27 protein-coding genes and 1 pseudogene are annotated in these 23,640 nt (G+C 40.2%); 27 read left to right on the forward strand and 1 reads right to left on the reverse strand.

What is annotated here, in order from left to right; all coding sequences use genetic code 11:
- Positions 1–17: 17 nt before the first annotated feature.
- The 14 genes from BIV16_RS04560 (at position 18) to BIV16_RS04625 (ending at position 12,620) form a co-directional block, all read left to right on the forward strand.
- A complete protein-coding gene (locus tag BIV16_RS04560) occupies positions 18–1,187 on the forward strand; it encodes a phage portal protein (RefSeq protein ID WP_075679141.1) in 1,170 nt (389 codons plus the stop codon).
- Positions 1,188–1,264: 77 nt separating this feature from the next.
- Positions 1,265–2,077 (forward strand): head maturation protease, ClpP-related, encoded by an 813-nt coding sequence (locus BIV16_RS04565; protein WP_075679140.1) that lies wholly within the window; start codon positions 1,265–1,267, stop codon positions 2,075–2,077.
- Between the two features lie 2 nt (positions 2,078–2,079).
- Positions 2,080–3,231, forward strand: a complete 1,152-nt coding sequence (locus BIV16_RS04570; protein WP_075679139.1) for a phage major capsid protein — start codon at positions 2,080–2,082, stop codon at positions 3,229–3,231.
- A 24-nt stretch (positions 3,232–3,255) separates the two neighbouring features.
- Positions 3,256–3,561 carry a hypothetical protein gene (locus BIV16_RS04575; RefSeq protein WP_075679138.1) on the forward strand — a complete coding sequence of 102 codons (306 nt, stop codon included), beginning with the start codon at positions 3,256–3,258 and terminating at the stop codon, positions 3,559–3,561.
- Positions 3,554–3,943 carry a hypothetical protein gene (locus BIV16_RS04580; RefSeq protein ID WP_075679137.1) on the forward strand — a complete coding sequence of 130 codons (390 nt, stop codon included), beginning with the start codon at positions 3,554–3,556 and terminating at the stop codon, positions 3,941–3,943. The genes BIV16_RS04575 and BIV16_RS04580 overlap by 8 nt, the downstream gene beginning before the upstream one ends.
- Complete coding sequence (locus BIV16_RS04585) at positions 3,924–4,280, forward strand: hypothetical protein (RefSeq protein ID WP_075679136.1); 357 nt, start codon at positions 3,924–3,926, stop codon at positions 4,278–4,280. Before BIV16_RS04580 ends, BIV16_RS04585 begins: the two co-directional genes overlap by 20 nt.
- Before the next feature lies 1 nt (position 4,281).
- The gene (locus BIV16_RS04590) at positions 4,282–4,665 is read left to right on the forward strand and encodes an HK97-gp10 family putative phage morphogenesis protein (RefSeq protein WP_075679135.1); all 384 of its coding nucleotides are present in this window, start codon (positions 4,282–4,284) and stop codon (positions 4,663–4,665) included.
- A gap of 11 nt (positions 4,666–4,676) precedes the next feature.
- A complete protein-coding gene (locus tag BIV16_RS04595) occupies positions 4,677–5,297 on the forward strand; it encodes a major tail protein (protein WP_075679134.1) in 621 nt (206 codons plus the stop codon).
- Positions 5,298–5,344: 47 nt separating this feature from the next.
- Complete coding sequence (locus BIV16_RS04600; protein WP_075679133.1) at positions 5,345–5,674, forward strand: hypothetical protein; 330 nt, start codon at positions 5,345–5,347, stop codon at positions 5,672–5,674.
- A gap of 138 nt (positions 5,675–5,812) precedes the next feature.
- On the forward strand, positions 5,813–8,392 hold the full coding sequence (locus BIV16_RS04605) for a phage tail tape measure protein (protein ID WP_075679132.1): 2,580 nt from the start codon (positions 5,813–5,815) through the stop codon (positions 8,390–8,392).
- A complete protein-coding gene (locus BIV16_RS04610) occupies positions 8,392–9,039 on the forward strand; it encodes a phage tail domain-containing protein (RefSeq protein ID WP_075679131.1) in 648 nt (215 codons plus the stop codon). The genes BIV16_RS04605 and BIV16_RS04610 overlap by 1 nt, the downstream gene beginning before the upstream one ends.
- Positions 9,039–11,219, forward strand: a complete 2,181-nt coding sequence (locus BIV16_RS04615) for a phage tail spike protein (RefSeq protein ID WP_075679130.1) — start codon at positions 9,039–9,041, stop codon at positions 11,217–11,219. Before BIV16_RS04610 ends, BIV16_RS04615 begins: the two co-directional genes overlap by 1 nt.
- Complete coding sequence (locus BIV16_RS04620) at positions 11,212–11,412, forward strand: hypothetical protein (protein ID WP_075679129.1); 201 nt, start codon at positions 11,212–11,214, stop codon at positions 11,410–11,412. The genes BIV16_RS04615 and BIV16_RS04620 overlap by 8 nt, the downstream gene beginning before the upstream one ends.
- Before the next feature lie 8 nt (positions 11,413–11,420).
- Entirely contained in the window at positions 11,421–12,620 is a 1,200-nt protein-coding gene (locus tag BIV16_RS04625) for a BppU family phage baseplate upper protein (protein ID WP_075679128.1), read from the forward strand.
- Between the two features lies 1 nt (position 12,621).
- Here BIV16_RS04625 and BIV16_RS04630 read toward each other — a convergent pair whose 3' ends face one another.
- Positions 12,622–13,056, reverse strand: coding sequence for a hypothetical protein (locus BIV16_RS04630; protein ID WP_075679127.1), 435 nt, complete (start codon positions 13,054–13,056; stop codon positions 12,622–12,624).
- 75 nt (positions 13,057–13,131) lie between these two features.
- Between BIV16_RS04630 and BIV16_RS04635 the strand changes: the two genes are divergently transcribed.
- From BIV16_RS04635 to BIV16_RS04695, 13 genes and pseudogenes are all read left to right on the forward strand, one after another.
- Positions 13,132–13,476: a hypothetical protein gene (locus BIV16_RS04635; RefSeq protein ID WP_075679126.1), complete on the forward strand. Its 345-nt coding sequence runs from the start codon at positions 13,132–13,134 to the stop codon at positions 13,474–13,476.
- A complete protein-coding gene (locus BIV16_RS04640; protein WP_159435906.1) occupies positions 13,469–13,612 on the forward strand; it encodes a hypothetical protein in 144 nt (47 codons plus the stop codon). Before BIV16_RS04635 ends, BIV16_RS04640 begins: the two co-directional genes overlap by 8 nt.
- A 17-nt stretch (positions 13,613–13,629) precedes the next feature.
- On the forward strand, positions 13,630–14,055 hold the full coding sequence (locus BIV16_RS04645) for a phage holin family protein (RefSeq protein WP_075679125.1): 426 nt from the start codon (positions 13,630–13,632) through the stop codon (positions 14,053–14,055).
- A gap of 38 nt (positions 14,056–14,093) precedes the next feature.
- Positions 14,094–14,990: a GH25 family lysozyme gene (locus BIV16_RS04650; protein ID WP_075679124.1), complete on the forward strand. Its 897-nt coding sequence runs from the start codon at positions 14,094–14,096 to the stop codon at positions 14,988–14,990.
- A 154-nt stretch (positions 14,991–15,144) separates the two neighbouring features.
- Positions 15,145–15,372: a hypothetical protein gene (locus BIV16_RS04655; RefSeq protein WP_075679123.1), complete on the forward strand. Its 228-nt coding sequence runs from the start codon at positions 15,145–15,147 to the stop codon at positions 15,370–15,372.
- 133 nt (positions 15,373–15,505) lie between these two features.
- Entirely contained in the window at positions 15,506–15,889 is a 384-nt protein-coding gene (locus BIV16_RS04660; RefSeq protein WP_075679122.1) for a hypothetical protein, read from the forward strand.
- Between the two features lie 279 nt (positions 15,890–16,168).
- Positions 16,169–16,522 (forward strand): hypothetical protein, encoded by a 354-nt coding sequence (locus BIV16_RS04665; protein WP_075679121.1) that lies wholly within the window; start codon positions 16,169–16,171, stop codon positions 16,520–16,522.
- Between the two features lie 25 nt (positions 16,523–16,547).
- The gene (locus BIV16_RS04670; RefSeq protein ID WP_075679120.1) at positions 16,548–17,051 is read left to right on the forward strand and encodes a helix-turn-helix domain-containing protein; all 504 of its coding nucleotides are present in this window, start codon (positions 16,548–16,550) and stop codon (positions 17,049–17,051) included.
- Positions 17,052–17,645, forward strand: coding sequence for a manganese catalase family protein (locus BIV16_RS04675; protein WP_075679119.1), 594 nt, complete (start codon positions 17,052–17,054; stop codon positions 17,643–17,645). It begins immediately after the preceding gene.
- Positions 17,646–17,829: 184 nt separating this feature from the next.
- A pseudogene (gene feoB, locus BIV16_RS04685) lies at positions 17,830–20,063 on the forward strand (ferrous iron transport protein B).
- A gap of 3 nt (positions 20,064–20,066) precedes the next feature.
- Positions 20,067–20,219: a FeoB-associated Cys-rich membrane protein gene (locus tag BIV16_RS15800; RefSeq protein WP_083625017.1), complete on the forward strand. Its 153-nt coding sequence runs from the start codon at positions 20,067–20,069 to the stop codon at positions 20,217–20,219.
- A gap of 193 nt (positions 20,220–20,412) precedes the next feature.
- Complete coding sequence (locus BIV16_RS04690; RefSeq protein ID WP_075679116.1) at positions 20,413–21,681, forward strand: extracellular solute-binding protein; 1,269 nt, start codon at positions 20,413–20,415, stop codon at positions 21,679–21,681.
- Positions 21,682–21,693: 12 nt separating this feature from the next.
- Entirely contained in the window at positions 21,694–23,421 is a 1,728-nt protein-coding gene (locus BIV16_RS04695) for a methyl-accepting chemotaxis protein (RefSeq protein ID WP_075679115.1), read from the forward strand.
- Positions 23,422–23,640: the final 219 nt, after the last annotated feature.

Genomic DNA, 23,640 nt, shown 5'->3' on the forward strand with positions numbered 1-23,640 from the left:
GAGAGAGAGGTACAGGAATGTTTGAATTTTTCACGCAGGGAAGAAATAAAGAGATGCAGTCGCTATTTGATATAGTTACGGCTGACCTTGAAAAAGTAAATCTGTCAAAATTTGCAATAAACAAGGCTGTCGGGATGATTGCAAATGCAATCGCCCGCTCTGAAATTGTCTTAGTGGATAAAAACGGAAAAAGGCAGGACAAATATTACTTTAGATTAAATGTCAGACCGAATGACAATGAGACGGGAACAGACTTTTGGAGAAATGTTGTGGAAAAGATGTTACTTGAGTCAGAATGTTTAATCGTCAGAATTGGAGAAAAATACTATATCGCAAATAGCTATTCGGAATCTGATAATGTCATGACAGGAAGAGTATACACGAACGTCAATATCGTTTGCGCAGGAAAACAGTTTTCACTAAGAAGGTCATTCTTAGAGGATGATGTAATGCGTTTGCGGTATGACAATGCAGATATCACAAGACATTTAAAATCTGTTGTGGAGCAGTACGATAAAACGCTTGATGCGATAAATCAGATGATTCGGATTGCCAATAAGCCCCGTTTTTTACTGAAAATGGATACAAGTATCAAGCTTGTCGAACAATCGAAAGAGGAAGGAAAACCGGATAAAATGGTCACAAAAGACCAGTATGCGGAGAAACTGAAAGGAATTTTAGAATCGGACGATTTATCCATTTTAACACTGGCAAAAGGAATTGATTTTTCTCAATTCAAGATTGAATGCAGTGCAAAATCAGAGGATTTGACAAAAATCAGCAAGGAAGTTTTAAGTGCCTGCGCAATGGCTTTTGATATTCCAGAAGCTGTTTTTTTTGGAAATATCACGGAAAAATCGGATGCGACAAACGAATTAATCACTTATGCAGTAAGCCCGATTGTTGAAATTATAAACGATTCATTAAATGCAAAGCTTGTTGGTGAAGAAAGCTTTGTAAATGGTGAAAAAATCTTCATTTGGGTAAGCAGGTTCAAACACGTTGACGTGATTGACAGTGCTGCAAACTTAGACAAGTTAAGAGGAATCGGATTTAGCTATGACGAAATCCGTGAAATGGTAGGATATCAGGCTCTTAACACGAATTTCAGTACACAAAGAGCTTTAACAAAGAACTATGCAAGTGCAGAGGAGGTAAACAAGGATGAAACATCACAAGACGATTAATGCTGATTAAGAAGGAGGTGATCCACAATCTCGGAGTTATCCGTTAAATAACAAATATTTAGAAGGGAAAAGATGATATGAAGCAGGAAAAAGTAATCTACAGACACCAGCAGATTGAAAATGTGCATAAGATTTATCTTTATGACGAAATTCGAAAGTATGGCGATTTCAACTGGGAAACATGGGATTATGACGATTCAGAAACATCCGCAAAGCATTTTCAAGAGATTCTTTCTGGAATCCCGGAGACAGATAAGATTGAGATTTACTTCAATTCGAACGGTGGAAGCGTAGACCAGGGAACAGCAATTTACAACATGCTTCAGGAGCATGGAGCTTATAAGACCGGAATAGTCATGGGATGCTGTCACTCAATTGCATTCACAATTTTACAAGCATGCGACAAACGAGTCATGGGATATGGCACAACAGCCATCATTCATGATATGTGGGAGACGTTTACAGGAAATGCAAGCGATTTCAGAGCAGAGGCAGACAATCTCGATGTTGCAATGGATAGTTGTGTTGCACTTTTTATGAAAAGAGCAACCATCCCGGAAGAGGAACTTCGAGATATGATGCACAAAGAAACGACGCTTTCACCACAGCTTGCATTGCAGTACGGACTAATTGATGAAATCGGTGTCGAATTCAAATCAGATCAGACGGATGCAGATACATTGCAGGAAGTTTTGAAAGAAAATGAAAAGCTTAGACAGCAGATTGTCAACAGGACAATGCACCAGGAACAGTTAATAAAGTTTTATCAATTAACACATGGTAGTTCCAAACCGGAACAAACCGTTGTTCCAGAACAGAAAAACGAGCCGGAACAAGAAAGCACCGATTGGGGTGTTTTTTTTAATTTAAACAAAACCACGGAGGTATAAGAATGAGAATTGAGAATTTATCACAGGAAGTAAAAGATGAAGTTAAGCAGCTGTTAGAAAGTGCACCTGCAGACCAGAAAGCGGATGCCATCATGCAGTCAATCGAAATGATTAATGAAGCTGTAAATGCAGACCTTATCAATCAGGTTGTTGCTGAAAGTGAAAGAGCATCCAGGGATGCTGATTACAAGAAAACACTCGGTCTTCGCAACCTGTCCGAGAATGAAAAGAAGTTCTATGCAGGATTCAAAGATTTGAAGCAGTCAATCACGGCAGCACAGATTGATATTATTCCAACCGAAATCATCGACCGGACACTGGATGATGTGAGAAAAGCCAGCCCAATTTTAAAACTTGTTAATATGGCACCAGCGAATGTGAAGAAATGGCTTGTTGCAAGTCATTCAGGTGCAGCAGTATGGGGGCAGATTACAGATGCCATTAAGGGCGAGTTGTCCGCAAGCATTTCATCTTTAAACATCGAGCTTCACATGCTGTCCGCTTATCTTGTGATTCCAAAAGCAATCGCTGAATTGTCAATGGAATTTGTCGACAAATACTTCATGGCTATCTTATCAGAGGCAATGCAGGACGGTCTTGTAAAAGGTTTCTTAGACGGAGACGGTAAGACAGGACCAATCGGTATCATGAGACAGATTAATGCCACGAACTCCGACGGCACAAACAAAGCAAAAACTGTCAAAAATGACATTACAAAATTCAGCCCAAAAGGCTTGGCTGCAACAAGAGTCACATTGACTGACAATGGAAAGCGTACCGTCGATAAACTCTATCTGCTTTGCAATCCGGCAGATGAAGCACAGTATGTTGACCCGTGCATGTATGGCGAGGCTTTAACAGGTGGATATGTGAACAAATCATTTGTTGATATTGAAAAAATCCCAGATGCAAACGTTCCACAGGGAAAAGGAATCTTTACAATTGCCGGATATTACACAATGGGAACAACGGGTGTAAGAGTTACACAGTACGACCAGACAAAAGCAATGGAAAACGCTGATCTAATCATTGCAAACTGCTATGCAAACGGCAGAGCCGTTGATGACAATACAGCAGTTGTATTTGATATTACAAAACTGGAAGAATATGTGCTTCCGGTCAACCAGGTGACGACACCGAAGGCATCTGAATAAAACTTTGAAAGGATAGGTGGAATCATGGAGCAAGGTGTATTAAAAAATCTTGTAATCGAAATCAGGGAAGACTTTCAGATTCCACCGTACTTCCCTGATGCATCGCTAGAACGTTTTGCGAAAGAGGGAGAAGCCTATCTTGGCGCTCTAAACGTTGAGTGTGATATTGAGACCGATTTAACATACCGAAGTTTGTTAAAAAATTACACATACTATGCGCTTCACCATCGGATTGATGAATTTGAGCACAATTATTCGAGTATGATTTTGTCGTGGCAGATGAATACAGAGATTCCAGTTCAAGAAGAGGATGGTGTATCAGATGAGTAAGATTAATATTCCAGAGTATGTAGATGGATTCATCGAAATATTCAAAATAAAAACGGAAGAAAAAGCCAGCTTTCCAGAAGAACACATTGAAAGCACAGGGGTGAAAATCTGGTATCGAGAACTTTCGGTGTTCGATAGAACACGGTACGAACTTAGTCAGGGAAACGTGGAGGTCACTTCTAAAATCCGAATTCCACAGTACAAGGGAATTGATAGTCATTGCGTTGTTATTATGAATGGCGAAAATGAACAACATGAGGTTTACAATGCGACACATGTATCAGACAAGAATGGATTTCGGGAGACTGAAATCACATTGAAAAAGCCTGATTCAAAAAGAAAAATCAAGGAGGTTGCGAAGAATGACAAAGCAGGAACTTGACAAACTTCTTCATTCCGTAGTCGACGAGGATGGAGAAAAAATCGCGGTAAATGAGGGTGTGACAAGCATTGATAACGAGGGAGCTTATCCCAGGATAGTTTATTGGGATTATATTTTACAAGACCGCACAGCCTCAGGCAAAGGATATGAGGCTCAAGTCACATATCAGATTAGTCACTTCTCAAAAAGACCGCGAGATTCTTCACTTGAAGATTTGAGAAGAAAACTTCGAGAGCAAGGACTTTTCCCGCAAATATATGGTGAATACGTGAAAGAAGACCGTGTATTCCATTCCTATTTCTCTTTAGAAGTCACAGAGCAGATAGAAGAGGATTAATATGAGTAGACACGATGAAGAAATCTCATTTTTTGACTCTGGATTAGATGATTTTCAAAAAATGATTGAAGAATATTCTAAGACAGTATCAGAAGAAAAAGCGCTTGAGGTAATTCAGACGGGGGCAGAGGAATTTGTACAAGACCTTTTGGCATTGCCAAAGCCTAAAAGCAAGATTCACGCACCTGGATACACACATCTAGTAAGCACTTTTGCATGGAGAAAAAACGGCTCTGAAATTGAAGTTGGTTGGGGCAAGCATTACGGCCCAATGGTGGAACGCGGAACAAAAAACATGTCTGCACATGCTCATTTAGCCCCATTATTCAACACAAATAAAGAGAAGTATTACAAATTAATGATTCATAAATTAAAGTTCGATTAAGGAGGAAAATCATGAGCATTTCAACAAAAAAACCTGCAATCAAAGAAACGGTTGGGGCACAATATGTGTGCTTCAACAAAATGGATGAAAACAACGATTTTACAACCACATTTGAAGATAGTGTGGAAAAAACAGAGGTTGTAAAATCTGTAAAAATCACGGAGAATGCCGAAACTTCAAATACATACGCATCTGGAAAAGTGTATGATTCCGACACCGCAACATCAACCATCGACATCGAGACAGAAGTCATCGCTTTCCCGGATGATACATTGGCAAAAATGCGAGGAGATAATGTCAATGAGGGTGGTTTAATTTTATCAGGTGGAAACCGGGTAAGACCATTTTTCGCATATGGAAAAGTCGTTAAGTTAAAAGGCGGAAAAGTACGGTACGACTGGTACCCAAAATGCAAGCTTTCTGAAAATTCGGATGATACTTCTACTAAGGAAGATAAAGCGTCAGAGCAGACAGATACCATTAAAATCACCGCATATCCATTTAATTCGGATGGGGATATTGTTGCAAAGGTATCTTCTGACGTAAACTTCCCGGAAAATCTTACAGAGGACAAGTTCTTTGGTCAGGTCATCATGACACAGGCAGATTTAACGAAAGTTACAACACCCTAGCAAGACTCCTGTAGAGCAGGAGCCAACAGAAAGCGAGGAATAAGAGAATGGACGAAAAAGCAATACACCTGACAGATGGAACAGTCCTTGATGTTAAGGTAAACTTCGCCACTTTATATTACATGAATAAGATGAAATTACAAAATTTCATTGAAAAAGAGGACATGACAGATGATGAAAACATGGAAGTTGCAGCCAGACTCATCTATGTCATCCTGCGCTCAAACGGCAGAAATGTGACAATGGATGAGGCAATGATCCTCACACCAATGGATATTGACGACATAAAAGAGGTTTTTGATGAATTTGGCGAGAAGGTCAAAACTCTTAAAAAAAAACAGCAAGCCAAACAGGATATGAAGAAGATGATGAAATAGACATTGATTGGGCTTCTTATATGGTTGCTGCTAGAAAAATGGGGATGAGTGAAGAAGAATTTTGGAGCTCATGCCCTGTTTTTTTTAATGAATGTTTAGAAAAATATATGGAAATTGAAAAGAGGGGAGGTATCCGGATTGGCTGACGATGGAATGAAAAGGGTTGGTCTTGTTTTTAAAACAGATGGAACCGTTGACTTTAAAAAGTCTTTATCGGATGTCAACAACTCAATCAATGAGAATAGGACAGCATTTAAATTAGCGCAATCTGAATGGGATAAAAATACGTCTGCGCTAAAAAAGATGCAGGATAGACAAGAGTATCTGACGAACCAGACGGATTCATATTCAGAAAAAGTTAGACAATTAAATGAAATCCTTGCAGCGCAGGAAAGCGCAGAGAATAAAGATGAGGCTGCTATTTCAAAAACAAAACAGGCATTAAACAGTGCGCAGGCGTCGTTAAATTACTATCAAAAAGGCTTGGAGGAAGTTACCAAACAGATTAATAGTGGTGCAGCACAACTAGAGGAGTACTCCAAAAAGCTTGATAAGGTAAGTGAGGTTTCAAAAAAAGTAGGCGGAACACTTTCCAAAACACTTACAGCAGGAATTACTGCAACCGCTGCGGCTGCAGGTGCAGCATGGGTTGAACTCGATAATGCTTATGATGGAATCGCTGCAGGAACTGGAGCAGTTGGTGACGCTCTAAATGATCTGCAAGACAGTTTTGATAATGTTTATGGTAACTTTCCCGAAAGCGCTGCCAATGTATCGACTTCAATTGCGGATATCAATACCAGATTTGGATTCACAGGACAGACACTTGAAGATTGCTCTAAGAAGTTCCTTGAGTTCTCACAAGTAAACAACACGGATGTATCGTCTGCAATTCAAAATGTGTCAAGATACATGGGCGATGCAGGAATAAAGTCATCTGAATACTCGTCAGTTCTTGATTCCTTAACGGCAGCATCACAGGGAAGTGGAATTGCAATTGACAATTTAACAGAGTTGTTGACAAAGTACGGAGCACCAATGCGAGCATTGGGATTTGAAACTCAAGAGAGCATTGCAATGTTTTCACAATGGGAAAAGGCTGGTGTTAATACCGAGATTGCTTTTTCCGGTATGAAAAAGGCTATCTCGAACTGGTCTGCTGCTGGGAAAGATGCGAAAGTCGAATTTAAAAATACTTTGGATGAGATTGCAAAATGTCCTGATATCGCATCAGCGACAACTTTAGCAATTGAAACTTTTGGTGCAAAGGCGGGACCTGACCTAGCGGACGCTATTCAAGGTGGTCGATTCAGCATTGAAGAATTCATGAATGTTGTAGAAAATTCCGGAGGAACTCTTGATGCAACCTGGGGAGCAATGCAAGATGGGCCAGACAAAGTTAAGGCATCTATTAATGAATTGAAAATTGTCGGGTCTGATTTGGCAGATACTGCCTTATCATCGTTAGCACCAATCATCGATGATTTTTGCAGTAGCATTAAATCTTTAAAAGAATGGTTTGATGGGCTTTCAGAGTCACAGAAGGAGATGATTTTAAAAATAGCCTTGTTTATAGCAGCAATAGGACCAGTAATCATGATTGTAGGACAGATTTGTGGCGGAGCATCAAAGATTCTGCTATTAATGTCGCAGCTCCCCGGAATGCTTTTAAAAGTACAATCTGCAATTTCGGTTGCAAAAGGTGCATTTGCTGCATTTAATGGTGTGCTTATGGCAAACCCTATCATTTTAATTATTGCAGCCATCGCAGCATTAGTTGCAGGATTTATTTATTTATGGAACAACTGCGAAGGATTCCGGCAGTTCTGGATAAATTTATGGGAAATAGTTTCCTCCTGGTTTGCCGAAAAAATCGAAAAACTCAAAGAAGGGTTCGAAGTCATTCACGGATTTTTTAACGATTTACCTGGAAATATCGAGGGTGGAATCGAATCTTTTAAAGAAAAAGTTGCATCTGGTGTAGAAAATGTGAAAGAGAATATAGAGGGGAAATTCACTGAAACTTACAACAACGTCGATTCTATCACAAATGGCGGATTATCCGCAGCACTTTCATCCGCAAAGCAAAATCTTTCAAATATGAAATCTGCATACGACGAGGCAGGTGGAGGCATGAAGGGAATCATGGCAGGAGCAATTGAAGGTATTAAGGGTTCTTTTCAAACCGGTTTTACATTCGTTGACACTTTTTCAGGTGGAAAGCTTAGCAATATGGTTTCAAATGTGTCAGGGAAGATGGATGAGGCACACGAAGCTTGCCGCAATGCAATTGAACGTATAAAAAAAATTTTCGATTTCGACTGGCATTTTCCAAAACTCAAGCTGCCACATTTCAGTGCCACAGGTTCGTTTAGTTTAAATCCACTGAAAGTGCCAACGATTGATGTCGACTGGTATGCGAACGGAGGTATCTTGAACAAACCGACTATATTTGGTGCAAATGGCAATTCACTTTTAGGTGGTGGAGAGGCCGGCAAGGAAGTTGTCGCACCATTAACAGACTTGAAAGCCTACATGCGTGAAGTGAATGCGCAATCAAATGTCGAGCTTATACAGGCTCTTAAAGATGGACTTGGGGATGTATTTTACAATGCATTTATAAAAGCCCTAAGAACTGTAAATCCATCCGTAGTCCTTGATGACGAAAAAGTCGGTGAATTTGTCCTTGACCTTTTAAGAAAAGAGGTATTTACATAGTGTTTATTTTCAATGGGAAAAGCAGTGATTCGATGGGTGTCGTTTTAAACGACGAGCTCATTTTTCCAAAATCTGCGATAAATCATGAGAGTGTGGAGATTGATGGAATGGACGGTTCCATCATGACGCCGCTCAATCGAAAAAATATAGAAATGACAGTGAAAGCGACACTTCTTCGGAAGAACAATTTTGACAATGTGAAGGCTTGGCTGGATGGCGAGGGAATCTTTGAGTATGAGGGAAGATACAGAAAGGCTTATATTTTTTCTGACATTGATTTTGAGCGTCACGGTCCATTTAAATATCAATTTGAAATCACGTTCATTTTTGAACCATATTGGCACAGGAAAGATGCTTACATGCAAGTCACAGACACCGTTTTAAATGCCGGAAATGTTGAATCAAAACCATTGATAAAGCTTGTCGGCACGGGAACTGTTGATTTGACTGTTAATGATGTGCGATTTGCTGTCACATTTGATTCTGACGGTGAGATTGAAATTGACTGTGAGAAGATGGAAGAGACAAAGCCGAAGTGTATTTACATTGGGTTTGAATACCCGACACTCCATCCAGGAGTGAATAGCATTACTTTTCACAGTGGAAAGGCAAAAGTCTTTATAAAGAAGAAAGACAGGTGGATTTGATGATTAAAATTTTTGATTCCACAGAAAAAGAATTCAGGACAAACGGTCTCGGTACAATTAGACCGTTGAGCTGTGTTGAGACCAAGAAAATCTCTCTGAACGGATGGTCGGTCAGCATAGAAGTTTCAACGGAATATGCAGATTTAATCGTGAAAGACAGAATCGTGCTTGTTGAGACAAAAGAAAAAGGACCGCAGCCATTTCGTATCGGAGATCCGGAAAAGAAAGACAGGAAAATTTCGTTTACAGCAAATCATGTCTTGTTTGATGCAGAGCGTTACATGCTTGCCGATGTCAGACCTACTGACTTGGGACCTGTCGCATTCGTTCAGTGGTGTAACGACAGGACAGACATAAAAAGCCCTTTTAAAATCAGTGGAACAGCAAAAGGAGTTGCAACTCGTTACTTCATTCGAAAGAATCTTTTAGAAGCTTTTGAAGGAGCGCAGGAAGAATTTGACATTCTATTTGATGTAGAGGGGTTTAATATCAGAGTTTTGTCACCTGAAAAGGTTGGTGGAGACAATGGATTCTCTATTGTATATGGAAAAAATTCGCAGGGCGTCAAAGTGGTTGAATCCTGGTCGGAAGTCTGTACGAAAATCCTTCCGGTTGGAAGTAACGAGTTGCTTCTCCCAGAACTATACTTGACGTCAGATATTTCGTATCCGATTCCATACACCAGGACGGTATCGTTTGATGTGCCGGAGCAGGACGAAAATGATAACGAGTATACGTTGGAACAGAGGCAGGAGACATTGAGAACTCTTGCGAAAAAATATCTGGACGAACACAAATATCCGCAAATTTCATATGAAATCAAAGCGGATGTTCCGCAGGAGCTTTGTATTAATGATGTAATCCGTATAAAGCATCCTCTTTGTTCAATCGATGCGAATGTGCAGTCGTACACATACAATTGCATTTCAAAGAAGGTAAAGACGATAACGTTTGGAAATTATAACACAGATGTGAAAACGATTTTTAAAAGTGCTCTGTCAGCATCCAGGGAAGAGACAAATCGGAACACGGATATTAAGATATCCGCTTACGATGAGTCCGTTCAGAAGATAGCAGGACTCATCGAAAACAGTTTAGGTGTTTTCTACACAAAGAAGGTTTCTGAAAACGGGAGTTATAAGTACTATCTGCATAACAAGCCTAAATTGGAAGAATCCTCTACGGTTTGGACTATCGTCAATGATGCCCTTGCCGTCTCCACGGATGGAGGAAAGACGTGGAATGCCGGAATAGATTCGTCAGGAAATGCGGTTGTGAATGTATTAAATGCAATCGGTATTAATGCAGACTGGATTAATGCCGGAACCATCACAGGAATTCGTTTTAATAATGGAAATGGCAAGTTTATTGTTGATGCGGATGGGAATCTCTACGCGAGCAATGCAGATATCACAGGGGCAATCACATCATCGTCTGCGAAGATTACAGGTGGCAGCATTGTGATAGATCCTGGAACCGACGATGTAACGAAAAACCCATGCAATTTGATGGTGCAGAAGGGCGATGGAACATTTACAAGAGTTGGTGCAGGTGGCATTTTTTACTATCAAAAATCAGGTGATATATATGGTGAGTCGTCAGCTTATTTGACCAGATGTCGAAAAGTATGGGCTGGAAAAGGATATACATCAAAAGTCCTTGGAGAAATTATCGTAGACGGAAAGGAATACTCTGGAAAATTTGGAGAGTATGTTCAAATGCAGAATCTTGAAGTACTAGGCTCGTTAACCTGCACTGGTACAAAATCAAGGCTTGCTGCAACAGAGAATTACAACGACCGCTTGATGTATTGCTATGAACTCCCCTCACCGTTATTTGGTGATGTCGGAGAGGGCGATATGGACGAGAGCGGAGAGTGCATCGTTTATCTCGACAGCATTTTCGCAGAGACTGTAAATACTTCAAAATGTCATTACAGTGTTTTCCTAACCAAATATGGTGAAGGCGATATTTGGGTTGAAAATCGCTCGCCAGAGCATTTTACCGTCAAAGGAACACCTGGTTTGAAATTTTCATGGGAAATCAAGGCAAAGCAGTTGAATTTTGAAGATTTGAGGCTTGAAGAGGACAGGAACATCGGTGTAGAAGATTCGGATATTGAAAATGAAGTTTTTTCATTTTTAGAGAGAGAACAGGAGGATTTAATAGATTATGAGTAAAAAAGTCACGAGCATTGCACTTTTAAATGTGAATGGTATGCAGAAAATCTGTATCACACATTCAGAGATTGACGAAAAGGGCGTCATCACAGAGGATAACAAGCGAACAAGCCGTGTTGTCGTGGATGATGATGTAAACAGTTTAATCACAAAGCTATATGATTTCGCACAGGAAATCGTCGATTCAGAGTAGGAGGTATCATGAGCGATATTAATATTTCAAATACGGATATCGTGCTTGATTTGTACAATAACAACTTCGTAGAGGTCACTTCGAAGCAGTACGATAAGTCAACCAGGACAATATCAGCCCTTATATCAGAGTATGGAAAAGTGATTCAAATTCCAAACGGTGTCACGGCACAGGTTCGAATGAAGAAACCGGATGGAAAAGGAATCATCAAAGATTGTACAATTTCAAACAACAAGATTGTCATTGTGGAAGACGAGCAGATGCTTTTATTCGCTGGAAGGCACAAAGTGGATGTAGTACTTTTTACTGACACACAGAGAGTATCAACACTATCATTTATTTTAGTTGTCGAAAGCGCTGCAGTGTCAGATGAGGATGTTTTATCGTCGAACGAGTACAGTGCATTGGATAAGGCATTGAAAGATTGCAGAGATACAGTCGCAGACATTAACAGAAGACTTGAGGCAGGGGAATTTAATGGAGGTCCGCCAGGAACACGAGGAAGCCAGTGGACGCAGGGAACTTCAATCACAGGAACTGACACTTCACCGACTGTATTTAATGCTTCTGGAATCTCCGATGCACTTGTCAATGATTGCTATTTCAACACGGCGACCGGGAACACTTACAGATGTGTAAGTGCCGGTGATGCCAGCCAAGCGAAATGGGTGTATACGGGATGCCTGAAGAGCATCAGTAACAGTAGTGCGATAACGGAAGAGGGGCAGTATTCAATCGATGCTGTACAGGCAAATCCGAGTATAGAAGGCACACTTGCAAATAAGCAGGAGAGGATAAACGAAAGTTTAACGCAATTAAACACCAATTTAGCATTAAAGCAAGATGCTTCTACCGCTATAAACACAAGTAATATTGGTTCTCAATCTGTTAATTATGCTACATCTGCTGGAAATGCTGGAACTGTTGGTGGATACAGCATTGCAGACATTCAAACAGATGCACAGTCAAGAGCTGACGCTAAACAAGAAAAACTTATAATGGAGCTATACACTGCATCTACTGATGGAAATTACGCTATAGTAAATAAGTCAGGCTATACTTTAATTAGTGCTCACACTGTCCGTGACGATTCAGGCTACTTTGTTAAAGGTATAAATAAGCGTAATGACGGTAGATATACACTCATTATTGATGGACTTACAAGTAGTGCAACAATGAGTTTTTGGCTCACATGGGCTAAAGAATAATCTACATCGTAATAAATGCAGTTACTTGGAATGTCAAATTACCAGACGTAAGCACTGTTCCATCATAATTTCTGATAAAAGCATATATATTCGTTCCGCTTTGCCATTTTCTACAAATCATGTGGTCATTGGAGCTGAATATATCAACTATAGAATCGACATAGTTAGATACTGCAATGTCTTCACTTATTGCAGAAAATGGAATAGTTGCTATACCATTCGATACAGCAACAGTAACATTCTTTGTCCTTGCCTTAACTGCTGATAGAGCTGTTGTATTTGCAGCATTAGCAGCATTTGCCACTTGGGTGACGGATGTTGCAACTTCAGCGATTGAAGCAGCCAACTTGACATCTTCTGCATTACGGTCAACAGCTTCTTGGTTTACAGAAGCAGAAACGTTACTTAAACTTTCGTTTAGCCAAAACGAACACACAAATTATAAAAAGCATCCTCACCATCCGGTGTGGGTGCTTTTTACATAAAAAAATAAAAGAAAGAAGGAAAAAATATGAAAGAAATTGTTTTAATCGCCTCTGACAAGTTAGAGGCAGAAGTTACACCAGATATTAATTCGATATCTGTCACGGTTGAAAATGGCGAGATTTCGACCATGGTTGAAAAATATCGGAATGAGACTTCATTAAAAGTCTCCGAAAAAGAGGATTCAGAGCCCTATGGAATTTATGAAAATTTGACTTTTAAATCTGCAAATGTGGATTCAGAAGGAAACGTCACGCTGCAATTTGCAATTCAGACAGATATTGAACAGCGTATTGTAAAGCTTGAAAAAACACAGTTAGAGCAGGACGATGCCATTTCAGAAATCATGTTCGGAGGTGAAGACGATGAGTAAAGCTGTAAAAAACATCATGATCCGTGTTATTAAGAACCGAATGGAAAACGGGGAGACTTTGGAAGAAATCTTTACAAGTTACCCTCGTTTATCAGAAAAAGAAAAAGAAGAGCTTCGAGAGGCCATTGAGGGCTAGAAGCCGGAAGGAGATTTATGGAAAAACTTTTTAATCACATCAGTATTTATGTAGGAATCGTCGGCGGAGTCATTGCAGGCTTTCTCGGTGGCTGGGACATGCTATTAAAAACCCTTGTGTTTATGGCATGTGCAGACTATTCAACAGGGGTAATCCGTGGAATTTACACGAAAACGTTAAGTTCTGAAATCGGGTTCAAAGGACTGTTGAAAAAAATCGTGATGTTTATCGTGATTGCGGTTGCTTATGAGATTCAGCTTTTGTTAAAAAATACTATTCCATTAAGGGAAGTTGTGAGCACATTTTATATTTGCAATGAGGCATTGAGCATTTTGGAAAATGCTGCAATGTTTATTCCAATTCCACAAAAATTAAAAGATGTCCTTTTACAGTTGCGGGACAGTGGGAGTGTCGAAAATGAGGAGGACGGACAAAATGAATAAATCGATTCAATACGTTAAAGAAAGTGAGGAAAATTAATATGAGAAAAGGAATTGATGTAGCAAAATGGCAGGGTGCGATTGACTGGTTGAAAGTCAAGGCAGCAGGTATTACATTTGCAATTTTAAAAGTGACGAACAAGAGCAACCAGGTAGAGGGTGCATTCGAACAGAACTATGCCGGAGCATCCGCAGCCGGATTAATCATCGGCGTGTATCGTTACGTCTATGCAAAGACCATTGAAGCGGCTGTGGCAGAAGCGAACGCAATCGTAGCTGTACTAAGCGGTCGTAAAGTGCCGTATCGAGTATGGCTTGACATGGAAGATGCTTCGATTCGTGGTGTCGGTCGTGAAATGTTAACGCAGATTATCCGAGCCGAAGCGAATGTACTTATTAATGCCGGGTACTCGGTTGGAATCTATTGTAATAAAGACTGGTACGACAATGTATTAAATGTGGCGGAGCTGCAGGACTTCCCGTTCTGGATTGCTCGGTATGGTTCAAATAATGGTCAGATGCCGGCAGACGAGTACAGCCCAGTTAATCTCAATGGTGTGAAAGCATGGCAGTATACTTCGACTGGTTCCGTAGATGGTGTAAATGGAAATGTGGATTTGGACGTGTCCTTTGAAGATTTGACGGTTGGCGGTGCTGCACCAGATGCATCCGATGTACCGACTTATGAAGTGGGAAAGACATACACGTTACAGGTTGAATTGAAAGTCAGAACCGGCGCTGGGACAAAGTATCCAGCAAAGACACGTAGCCAGATTTCAGCAGATGCGAAAAACCATGATGCGGACAAGGACGGTGCGCCGGACAAAGGAACGGTTGTCACTTGTAAAGAAGTGGCTCGTGTTGGCAATGACATCTGGATTAGAACACCTTCCGGCTGGATGGCTGCATACTACCAGGGAAATGTTTACATAAAATAAGGGAGAAAAGATGAAAGAACCGGAGCATATCGCCCCGGTTCTTTTTTATGTGTAAAAATTTAAAAAATAATATGAAAACGTATTGACATTAATACGAAAACGTATTATTATGTTATCAACAAAGAGATAAGCAATCCACACGGAGGTAGGAACCATGAAAGTTAGAAAAACATTAAAAAACAAGAATACACAGAAAAACGCAGTAGTTTACGAGCACGACAGCAAAGTGATTGTCGATATAAGTGATTATGGAGTTGTTATTGACAACACAGCAATCGAGAAAAAAGAGTTCGATTCAATTTCGGAATACGAAAAGTTTGAAAAAGAGTTCGCCCCTACATCGGTCACAGTGACGGGAGCATTTAAGAAGGTACGAAAATAGGCCAGTGATAAACACTAGCCTTTGAATTAAATATACCAAGCATTAACAGGGACCCAACAACTACTCAGCATAATACGTTCGTTCCAATATTAGCACAAAAATTTAACTATGTAAAGGAGATTAAAAATAAGGTATGGAGAAAAAGATAGACGATGGAATCACTAACGCCGACTTATATGTGACATTGAATGTATTGAAAAAGTACAAAGAGATTTTCGACGGTTGGCAAGCTGAACGAGCCGATGCACTAGCTAAGGCGTATGACATCATCGAGACAGAATTGGAGTATGAGATAGATCAGGAGATTCATTCGGAATTTACGATTGAGCAAGAGACTGGCGAAGTGATTGGAAGAGAGATTCCGTTGTCAGAGTGGGCGCGAAAAAACCACGTCGCCCCTGACAATGCGAGACAAAGAGCAACAAGAGGAACACTCCCGGCGCATAAAGTCGGAAGTATTTGGATGATTAATGAACTTGTTCCAAACGAGGACAAAAGAGTAAAGAAGAAATCATAATGTCCGCAAAATGTCCACGAATTGTGTTCAAGTTCCTATAAATAAAGGAAAGACATCTTGACTTTTAATCAAGTTCTCCGGGAGCGAATTCCCCGATGGAAATAAACAAAGATAGTGCATGTACGCTAATCTTGTTTATTACAATATAGTTGTCTGTATTGTATTAACCTTTCGATTACACTGAAAAAAGTGTAAAAATGTATTGACAATACACTGATAAAGGTGTATTATAATATTAGAAACAAGGAAGGCAATACACAGAAAGCTGAGGTAAAAGATATGAGATATAACAGAGCGGAGATTATGAAAAAAGCATGGGAAGTTTACAAATCACAGAATTTTAACTATAAAAAAAATCTTTGGAGTTTTGCAAAATGTTTAAAAGAAGCTTGGAAAGTAGCAAAAGAAGAAGTTAGAAGAAATTCTTCATCCGTAGAAAAAAAAGAAACTTCAAAAGAGATTAAAGCCGTTGCAGATTGGTTTTTAAAAAAGAACTTCGACCAGAACGAAAGATATGTCATTTCATTAGCAGATATGAAGGCTATAAAAGAAACCGCAAAAGCATACTTTATCAATGCTGTATCAGATTTTGGAACAATCTCATTTTGGTGCCCGAAGAGTGTTTGCTGTTAAGAAAGAGTTAAAGGAGAAAAAAAGCATGATTATTTACAAAGATATTTTGAAAAAACTCTCAAAATCCGGATATAATACAACTCGGTTAAGACGTGAAAAAATCCTCCCAGAATCAGTAATCACGAGGATTAGACACAATGAATCAATTTCAATTGATTCTCTAAACACAATTTGTAAACTCACAAAACTGCCAGTAAAGGATTTGATTGTATATAAGGAGGATGCCACAATGAAAAAATTTGAACTTATAAAGAAAACAGTAGAAATTTCATATAAAAATAGAAAAGAGATTCAACCAGGGTGCGCCGAGGCTGACACTGATCCGGAGCTTCTCCAATCATTCGACAGTTTAAAAGATGCTAAGGCAGCATTAAAAAAATACAAAACAGATATTAAAAAAATGAGCGGATATTATCTCGTGACAGAGTACTCTGTCGAAGAAAATGAGTATGACGAAGATGGTGAATTTGTATCAGGTACAGACATTTGGTGCTATTCGGAAATGGATAGAAGTGATATAGAGAAATAGATGTTTATACAAGAAAAGGCTAGTGAACTTACTAGCTTTTTCTTGTATTATCTGTTACTGCAATTAGGTGGTCCAGATGGAGAAATGGGTGCGTCTATGCGTTACCTGTCGCAGCGGTATAGTATGTCGAACCGGAAAGTGGCAGGGTTGTTGACGGATATTGCCACCGAAGAACTCGGCCACCTCGAAATGGTCGCCACCATCGTACGACAGCTTACCAAGGGTCTTAGCGCGGAAGAGTTAGAGGCAGCCGGATTTGCCCCTTATTATGTGGACCATACGGCTGGCATCTGGCCACAGGCAGCAGGCGGTGTTCCGTTTAATGCATGCGAGTTCCAGTCAAAAGGCGATTCGATTACGGATTTGTTCGAGGATATGGCAGCAGAGCAGAAAGCGAGAACTACCTATGACAATATTTTGCGTCTGGTAAAAGATCCGGAGGTTTGTGACCCGATTCGTTTCTTGCGGGCACGTGAGGTGGTTCATTTTCAGCGTTTTGGTGAAGGACTTCGCATGGTTCAGGATGATTTGGACAGCAGAAACTATTATGTCTGCAATCCTGACTTTGACAGCCCGTGTTTTAACTGCAAATAGCACAATACAATCGAATTTGAGAAAGATTATCAAAAAGATGCCCAATATCAAATTATTGGAGCATCTTTTTTTGTGAAAAAGAACGGTGTTATTTTAATTGACAGAAAAAATTGAGGGCGATATACTACTATTAGTTAGTTGAGAATAACTCTCAATAACAAACAGAAGAAGGAAAGTAAATAGTATGACATTGAATAATTTGCCAATTGGTGATGAGGCTATCATAACAAAAGTCGGAGGCGAAGGCGCACTAAGGTGCCGTCTGCTCGACATGGGAATTATTCCCGAAACAAAGGTAAAGGTGCAGAAAGTGGCTCCGATGGGAGATCCGATTGAGATTCGGTTAAGGGGATATGAGCTTACCATTCGAAAAGAGGATGCCGAGAAAATAGAGGTAGAGGCGGAGGAGACGTTATGATTTTTGCATTAGCAGGAAACCAGAATTGCGGTAAGACAACGCTGTTTAATCAGTTAACCGGATCTAACCAGCATGTAGGAAATTTCCCAGGGGTAACCGTGGATCAGAAAATGGGAGAAATCCGTTCTGTAAAAAATTGTACAGTTGTGGATCTTCCGGGTATTTATTCCATCCGTCCCTACACGAACGAAGAGATTGTGACAAGGGATTTTATCTTAAACGAGAAGCCGGATGGAATCATCAACATTGTGGATGCAACAAATATTGAACGAAATCTTTATCTGACACTTCAGCTGTTAGAGATGCATATCCCAATGGTTTTAGCACTCAATATGATGGATGAGGTGCGAGGAAACGGAGGTTCCATTGATTATGACCAAATGTCGGAGCTGTTAGGAATTCCAGTAATTCCAATCAGTGCGGCAAAAGATGAAGGAATCGAAGATTTGATTCAGGCAATCGTTTCCGTTTCGAAAAAGAAGATTTATCCGAAAGTGCTTGATTTTTGTGAGCAGGGTCCTGTGCACCGTTGTATTCACGCAGTGTCTCATCAGGTGGAAGACCATGCAATCAAAAGCGGAATGTCACCTCGTTTTGCGGCAACCAAAATTGTAGAAAACGACACGCAAATCATTGAAAAACTGGAATTAAGCCAGAACGAGCTTGAGATGATGGAACACAGCATCGAGGAGATGGAAAAGGATCATTGCATGGACCGAAATGCTGCGTTAGCAGATATGCGTTATACCTTTATTGAAAAAGTCTGCTCAAAGACTGTAAAAAAATGTCATGAGAGTAAAGAACATAGACGAAGCGTAAAGATTGACAGTGTTTTAACAAATAAATATCTTGCAATTCCAATGTTTTTAGCAATTATGTTTTTGGTGTTCTTTTTAACCTTTAACGTGATTGGAGCAGGACTTAGCGATTTGCTTGCGCTAGGTATTGATGCATTGACAAGGGTATGTGATAATGCCCTGACGGCATATGGAATGAATCCGGTGGTACATAGTCTTTTGATTGATGGTGTTTTTGCGGGAGTCGGAAGCGTGTTAAGTTTCCTTCCAATTATCGTGGTGCTGTTTTTCTTCCTGTCGATTTTAGAGGATTCCGGTTACATGGCGCGTGTTGCATTTGTGATGGACAAATCCTTGCGAAAAATCGGGTTATCGGGCAGAAGTTTTGTCCCGATGTTAATCGGGTTTGGTTGTACGGTTCCTGCCGTTATGGCAAGCAGAACGTTATCCTCAGAACGTGACCGTAAAATGACCATCATGCTGACTCCGTTTATCAGCTGCTCGGCAAAGATTCCAATTTATGCCGTATTTTCAGCGGCTTTCTTCCCGGGACATGAGGCACTTGTCATGATAGGGCTTTATGTGACAGGAATCGTGGTTGGTATTCTTGCCGCACTGATTTTGAACCGGACAATTTTCCGTGGAAATCCAATTCCATTTGTGATGGAGCTTCCGAATTATCGTTTTCCGTCCCTAAAGAGCGTCGGACAGTTGATGTGGGATAAGGCAAAAGATTTCATTGAACGTGCATTTACTGTTATTTTTGTCGCGACAATTATCATCTGGTTTTTGCAGACGTTCGACACAAGATTAAATGTTGTGTCTGACAGTTCAAAGAGTCTGCTGGCTTTGATTGGGCAGTGGATTGCGCCGGTATTTCGTCCGTTAGGCTTCGCAGACTGGAGAGTTTCCACTGCGCTGATTACCGGATTTACGGCAAAAGAGGCAGTGGTTAGTACCATGAGCGTTTTGACAGGAACTGCGACATCACAGCTTAGTACAACACTTGGTGGCATGTTTACACCGCTTTCTGCGGTCAGTTTCCTGCTGTTTACCTTACTCTATACGCCATGTGTTGCCGCAATTGCTGCAATCAGGCGTGAGATGGGAAAAACATGGCAGGCAGTTTTGATTGTCTGCTTACAATGTACGGTTGCATGGTTTATTGCATTCTTGTTTTATCAAATAGGAGGCTTGTTTTAAAGAATGAAGTGGCTGGACTGGTTTGTGCTTCTTTTTCTGCTTTTTTGGCTGATACTTGTCATCCGATATAGCTGGAAAAAGAGAAAAAATGGGGGATGTATGGACTGTGGTCATTGTAGCGGACAATGCTCCTCTTGCGGACAACATAAAAAATAAAATCAGAAACTGGTATAAAAGAAAAGGCTTTGGGCTTTCTTTCTATCATGGCATAGAGAGAAAGCACCATAGCTTTTTTCGTTGTATTAGTGCAAAATCTGTCAAAAGTATGAAACGAAACTTGTCGAAAGTACTATTTGTAGTTATAATTATAATAAAATTTATCGATAATTTCGAAAGGAAATGGTATAGTATGAAAAAGAAAATTATTTTTTTGACGGCGATGTTATGCTTAGGGTTAACCGCATGCGGGAAGACGGAGAAAACAGAGTCTGTCAATCCACAGGATTCCACAGAGCAGATGTCGCAGGAAAGTGACTCTGGGACAGTTTCTTTAACCGTATGGGGAGCTGAGGAAGACCAAGATCTTTTGAATAAGATGGTACAGAGTTTTGAAGAGGAATACAAAGGAGTGGCAAAATTTGATATTACGGTTGCGGCACAGAGTGAGTCAACCTGTAAGGATAGTTTGCTTGGAGATGTCCAGTCAGGGGCAGATGTATTTACCTTTGCAGATGACCAGTTAAAGACAATGGTTGCGGCAGGTGTGTTACAGCCGGTTGAGGATGATGATACAGTAAAATCTGAGAATCTTGAGGCTGCAGTTGAGGCATCTACCGTAAATGATACGTTATATGCATATCCAATGACGGCGGACAACGGATATTTTATGTATTACAATAAAGATTATTTTACAGATGAAGATGTGCAGACACTTGATCAGATGTTAAATGTTGCAGCAGCAAATGGCAAGAAGGTTGCAATGGACTGGACATCCGGCTGGTATTTGTATTCCTTCTTTGGCAATACTGGTATGGAACTGGGATTAAATGATGATGGAATTTCAAATTACTGTACCTGGAATGCAACAGATGGACAGATTAAGGGTGTGGATGTTGCAAATGCCATGCTTACGATTGCAGCCAATCCGGGATTTGGTAATATGACAGATTCAGATTTCATCGAAGGTGTCAAGAACGGAAGTGTAATCGCAGGCGTGAGCGGTGTCTGGGATGCGAATGGGTTAAAAGAAGTGTGGGGAGACAGTATGGGAGCTACCAAACTTCCAACTTACACCTGCGCAGGACAGCAGGTTCAGATGTCTTCTTTCTCCGGTTATAAGATAGTTGGTGTGAATGCATATTCCAAACATGTAGACTGGGCATCCAAGCTTGCAGAGTGGATTACAAATGAACAGAATCAGACCTTACGTTTCGAAGAGCGTGGACAGGGTCCATCCAATAAAAAAGCTTCTGAATCGGATGCAGTCAAACAGGCACCTGCCATTCAGGCAGTAATGCAGCAGGCAGAGTTCTCCAGTTTGCAGCGTATCGGAGAGGCTTATTGGAATCCGGTAACGGATTTTGGAACGACAATGGCTTCGTTAAATCCATCCGGTATGGATTTACAGGAATACATGGATAAAATGGTAAAAGAAATTACAGCATCATATGCAAAATAAGGGGGTGGCATCATGAAAAAGAAAAGAAGCATTCGCAACATGATTTTAATACCGGTTGCGGTATTGGGGCTCGTTGCGATTTTATCAAATCTGCTTTCGTTGACAAATATTCAAAAAGTAAATAAGAATGCGTCTGCAATTGCAGATGATTACATGGTCAGTATTGCAGAACTTAGCACTATACAAAGACAAGCTCAGGATATTCATAAATTGGCATTGTCTCATATCATTGCAACAGATTTTGATACCATGATTGGGATTGTAGATGATATCAATGAGCAGGAAAAAGTTTTAGACGGTTATCTGGATTCTTATCAGAAACATGTGTCTGGTAAGACGGAAGAGAATTATAACAATCTATTAGATAACTATGAGAACTTTAAATTAACCATCCGACAGCTTATGGCGTACAGTGCTAATAATAAGACGTCGGATGCATATGCCCTTGCAAATAATGACCTTGCAAACTATGGAAAAGCGATTGAGGAGAATATTACGACTATCCAAGAAGAAATCAATGCCGAGGCTGATGAAGGAAGAACATCGTTAGCAATGGTATATCATGCTTCTATTGTGGCAAGCATTCTCAATATTTTGGTTAGTGCTGCATCTGTGGCGGTTGCAGTTCTTATCGTTATTCGAAAAGTAGTGAAACCAATTAAGAAAACAGAAAAAGAACTTACGGATATTATTCATGAAATTGATCAAAGGCAAGGAGATCTTACCAGACGAGTTCCGATTGTATCCAATGACGAGATTGCGGAGCTTGGAACAGGTATCAACTTATTTATTGAGAAATTACAGCATATTTTCCGACTCTTAGGAAGTAATACCACAGAGATGAACACTGTTGTGACGGAAGTTCGTGAGAATGTCAGAACTTCAAACGACAGCGCTTCTGATTTGTCAGCTGCAACAGAGGAGCTTTCTGCAACAATGGAAGAAGTGGCAAGCAATGCAACGGTAATCAATGAGAATACAGAATCCGTCCGTGTTGAAGTAAATCTGATTTCGGACAAATCATCTGAGATGAATGCATATTCCAAAGAGATGCGTGCCCGTGCAGATCAGATGGGCAATGCAGCAAAAGAAAATATGGCTGTGACAAGTGAAAAAGTAAATCAGATTATGTCTGTATTGAATCAGGCGATTGAAGACAGTAAGAGTGTAGACCAGGTTGATAATTTAACAAACGATATTTTAAATATTTCCGGACAGACAAACCTTCTTGCTTTAAATGCGTCCATTGAGGCAGCAAGGGCAGGGGAGGCAGGAAAAGGATTTGCCGTTGTCGCAGAGGAGATTGGAGAACTTGCAAATTCAAGCCGTGAGACTGCAAACCGTATTCAGGAAATCAACAGTGTAGTAACGTCAGCTGTACATAATCTTGCAGACCACGCACAGAGTCTGGTAGCTTACATGAATGAAAGTATTTTGCCAGAGTTTGAGAACTTCGTTACTGCAGGTGGACAGTATAAAGATGACGCAACCCATGTTGAGACGGTCATGAATGAATTTGCGGATAAGACCGATGCCTTAAGAAATTCAATGAATGAAATTGCAGATTCTATTCAGACAATCACAACAGCGATTGACGAAGGTGTTGAAGGTGTAACCGGAGCGGCAAACAGTACGCAGGTATTGGTAACAGACCTTGATAATATCTTAAAGAACATGGATCGCAACCATGAGATTGTAACAACACTTCATGATGAGACCACAATCTTTACCAATTTATAATGGTATGCAAATTGTAAAAAAATTGCATAGAGCAGACAATTGCGAAAGGGGCTGATTTTTCAGCCCCTTTTTCTTCCACATAAAATATTTTAAGTGGGCAAAGGTTTCTGTGGACTTCCTATCTTGTCAGATGATAAGAATTGTTATATAATATCGTAAGGTTTTGTATACAAAGAGGAAGAGGCGTCAGAAAGCTGCGTCCTTTGAAAAAGTTAGGAG

The organism is Roseburia sp. 831b, from assembly GCF_001940165.2.
Taxonomy (GTDB): domain Bacteria; phylum Bacillota; class Clostridia; order Lachnospirales; family Lachnospiraceae; genus Roseburia.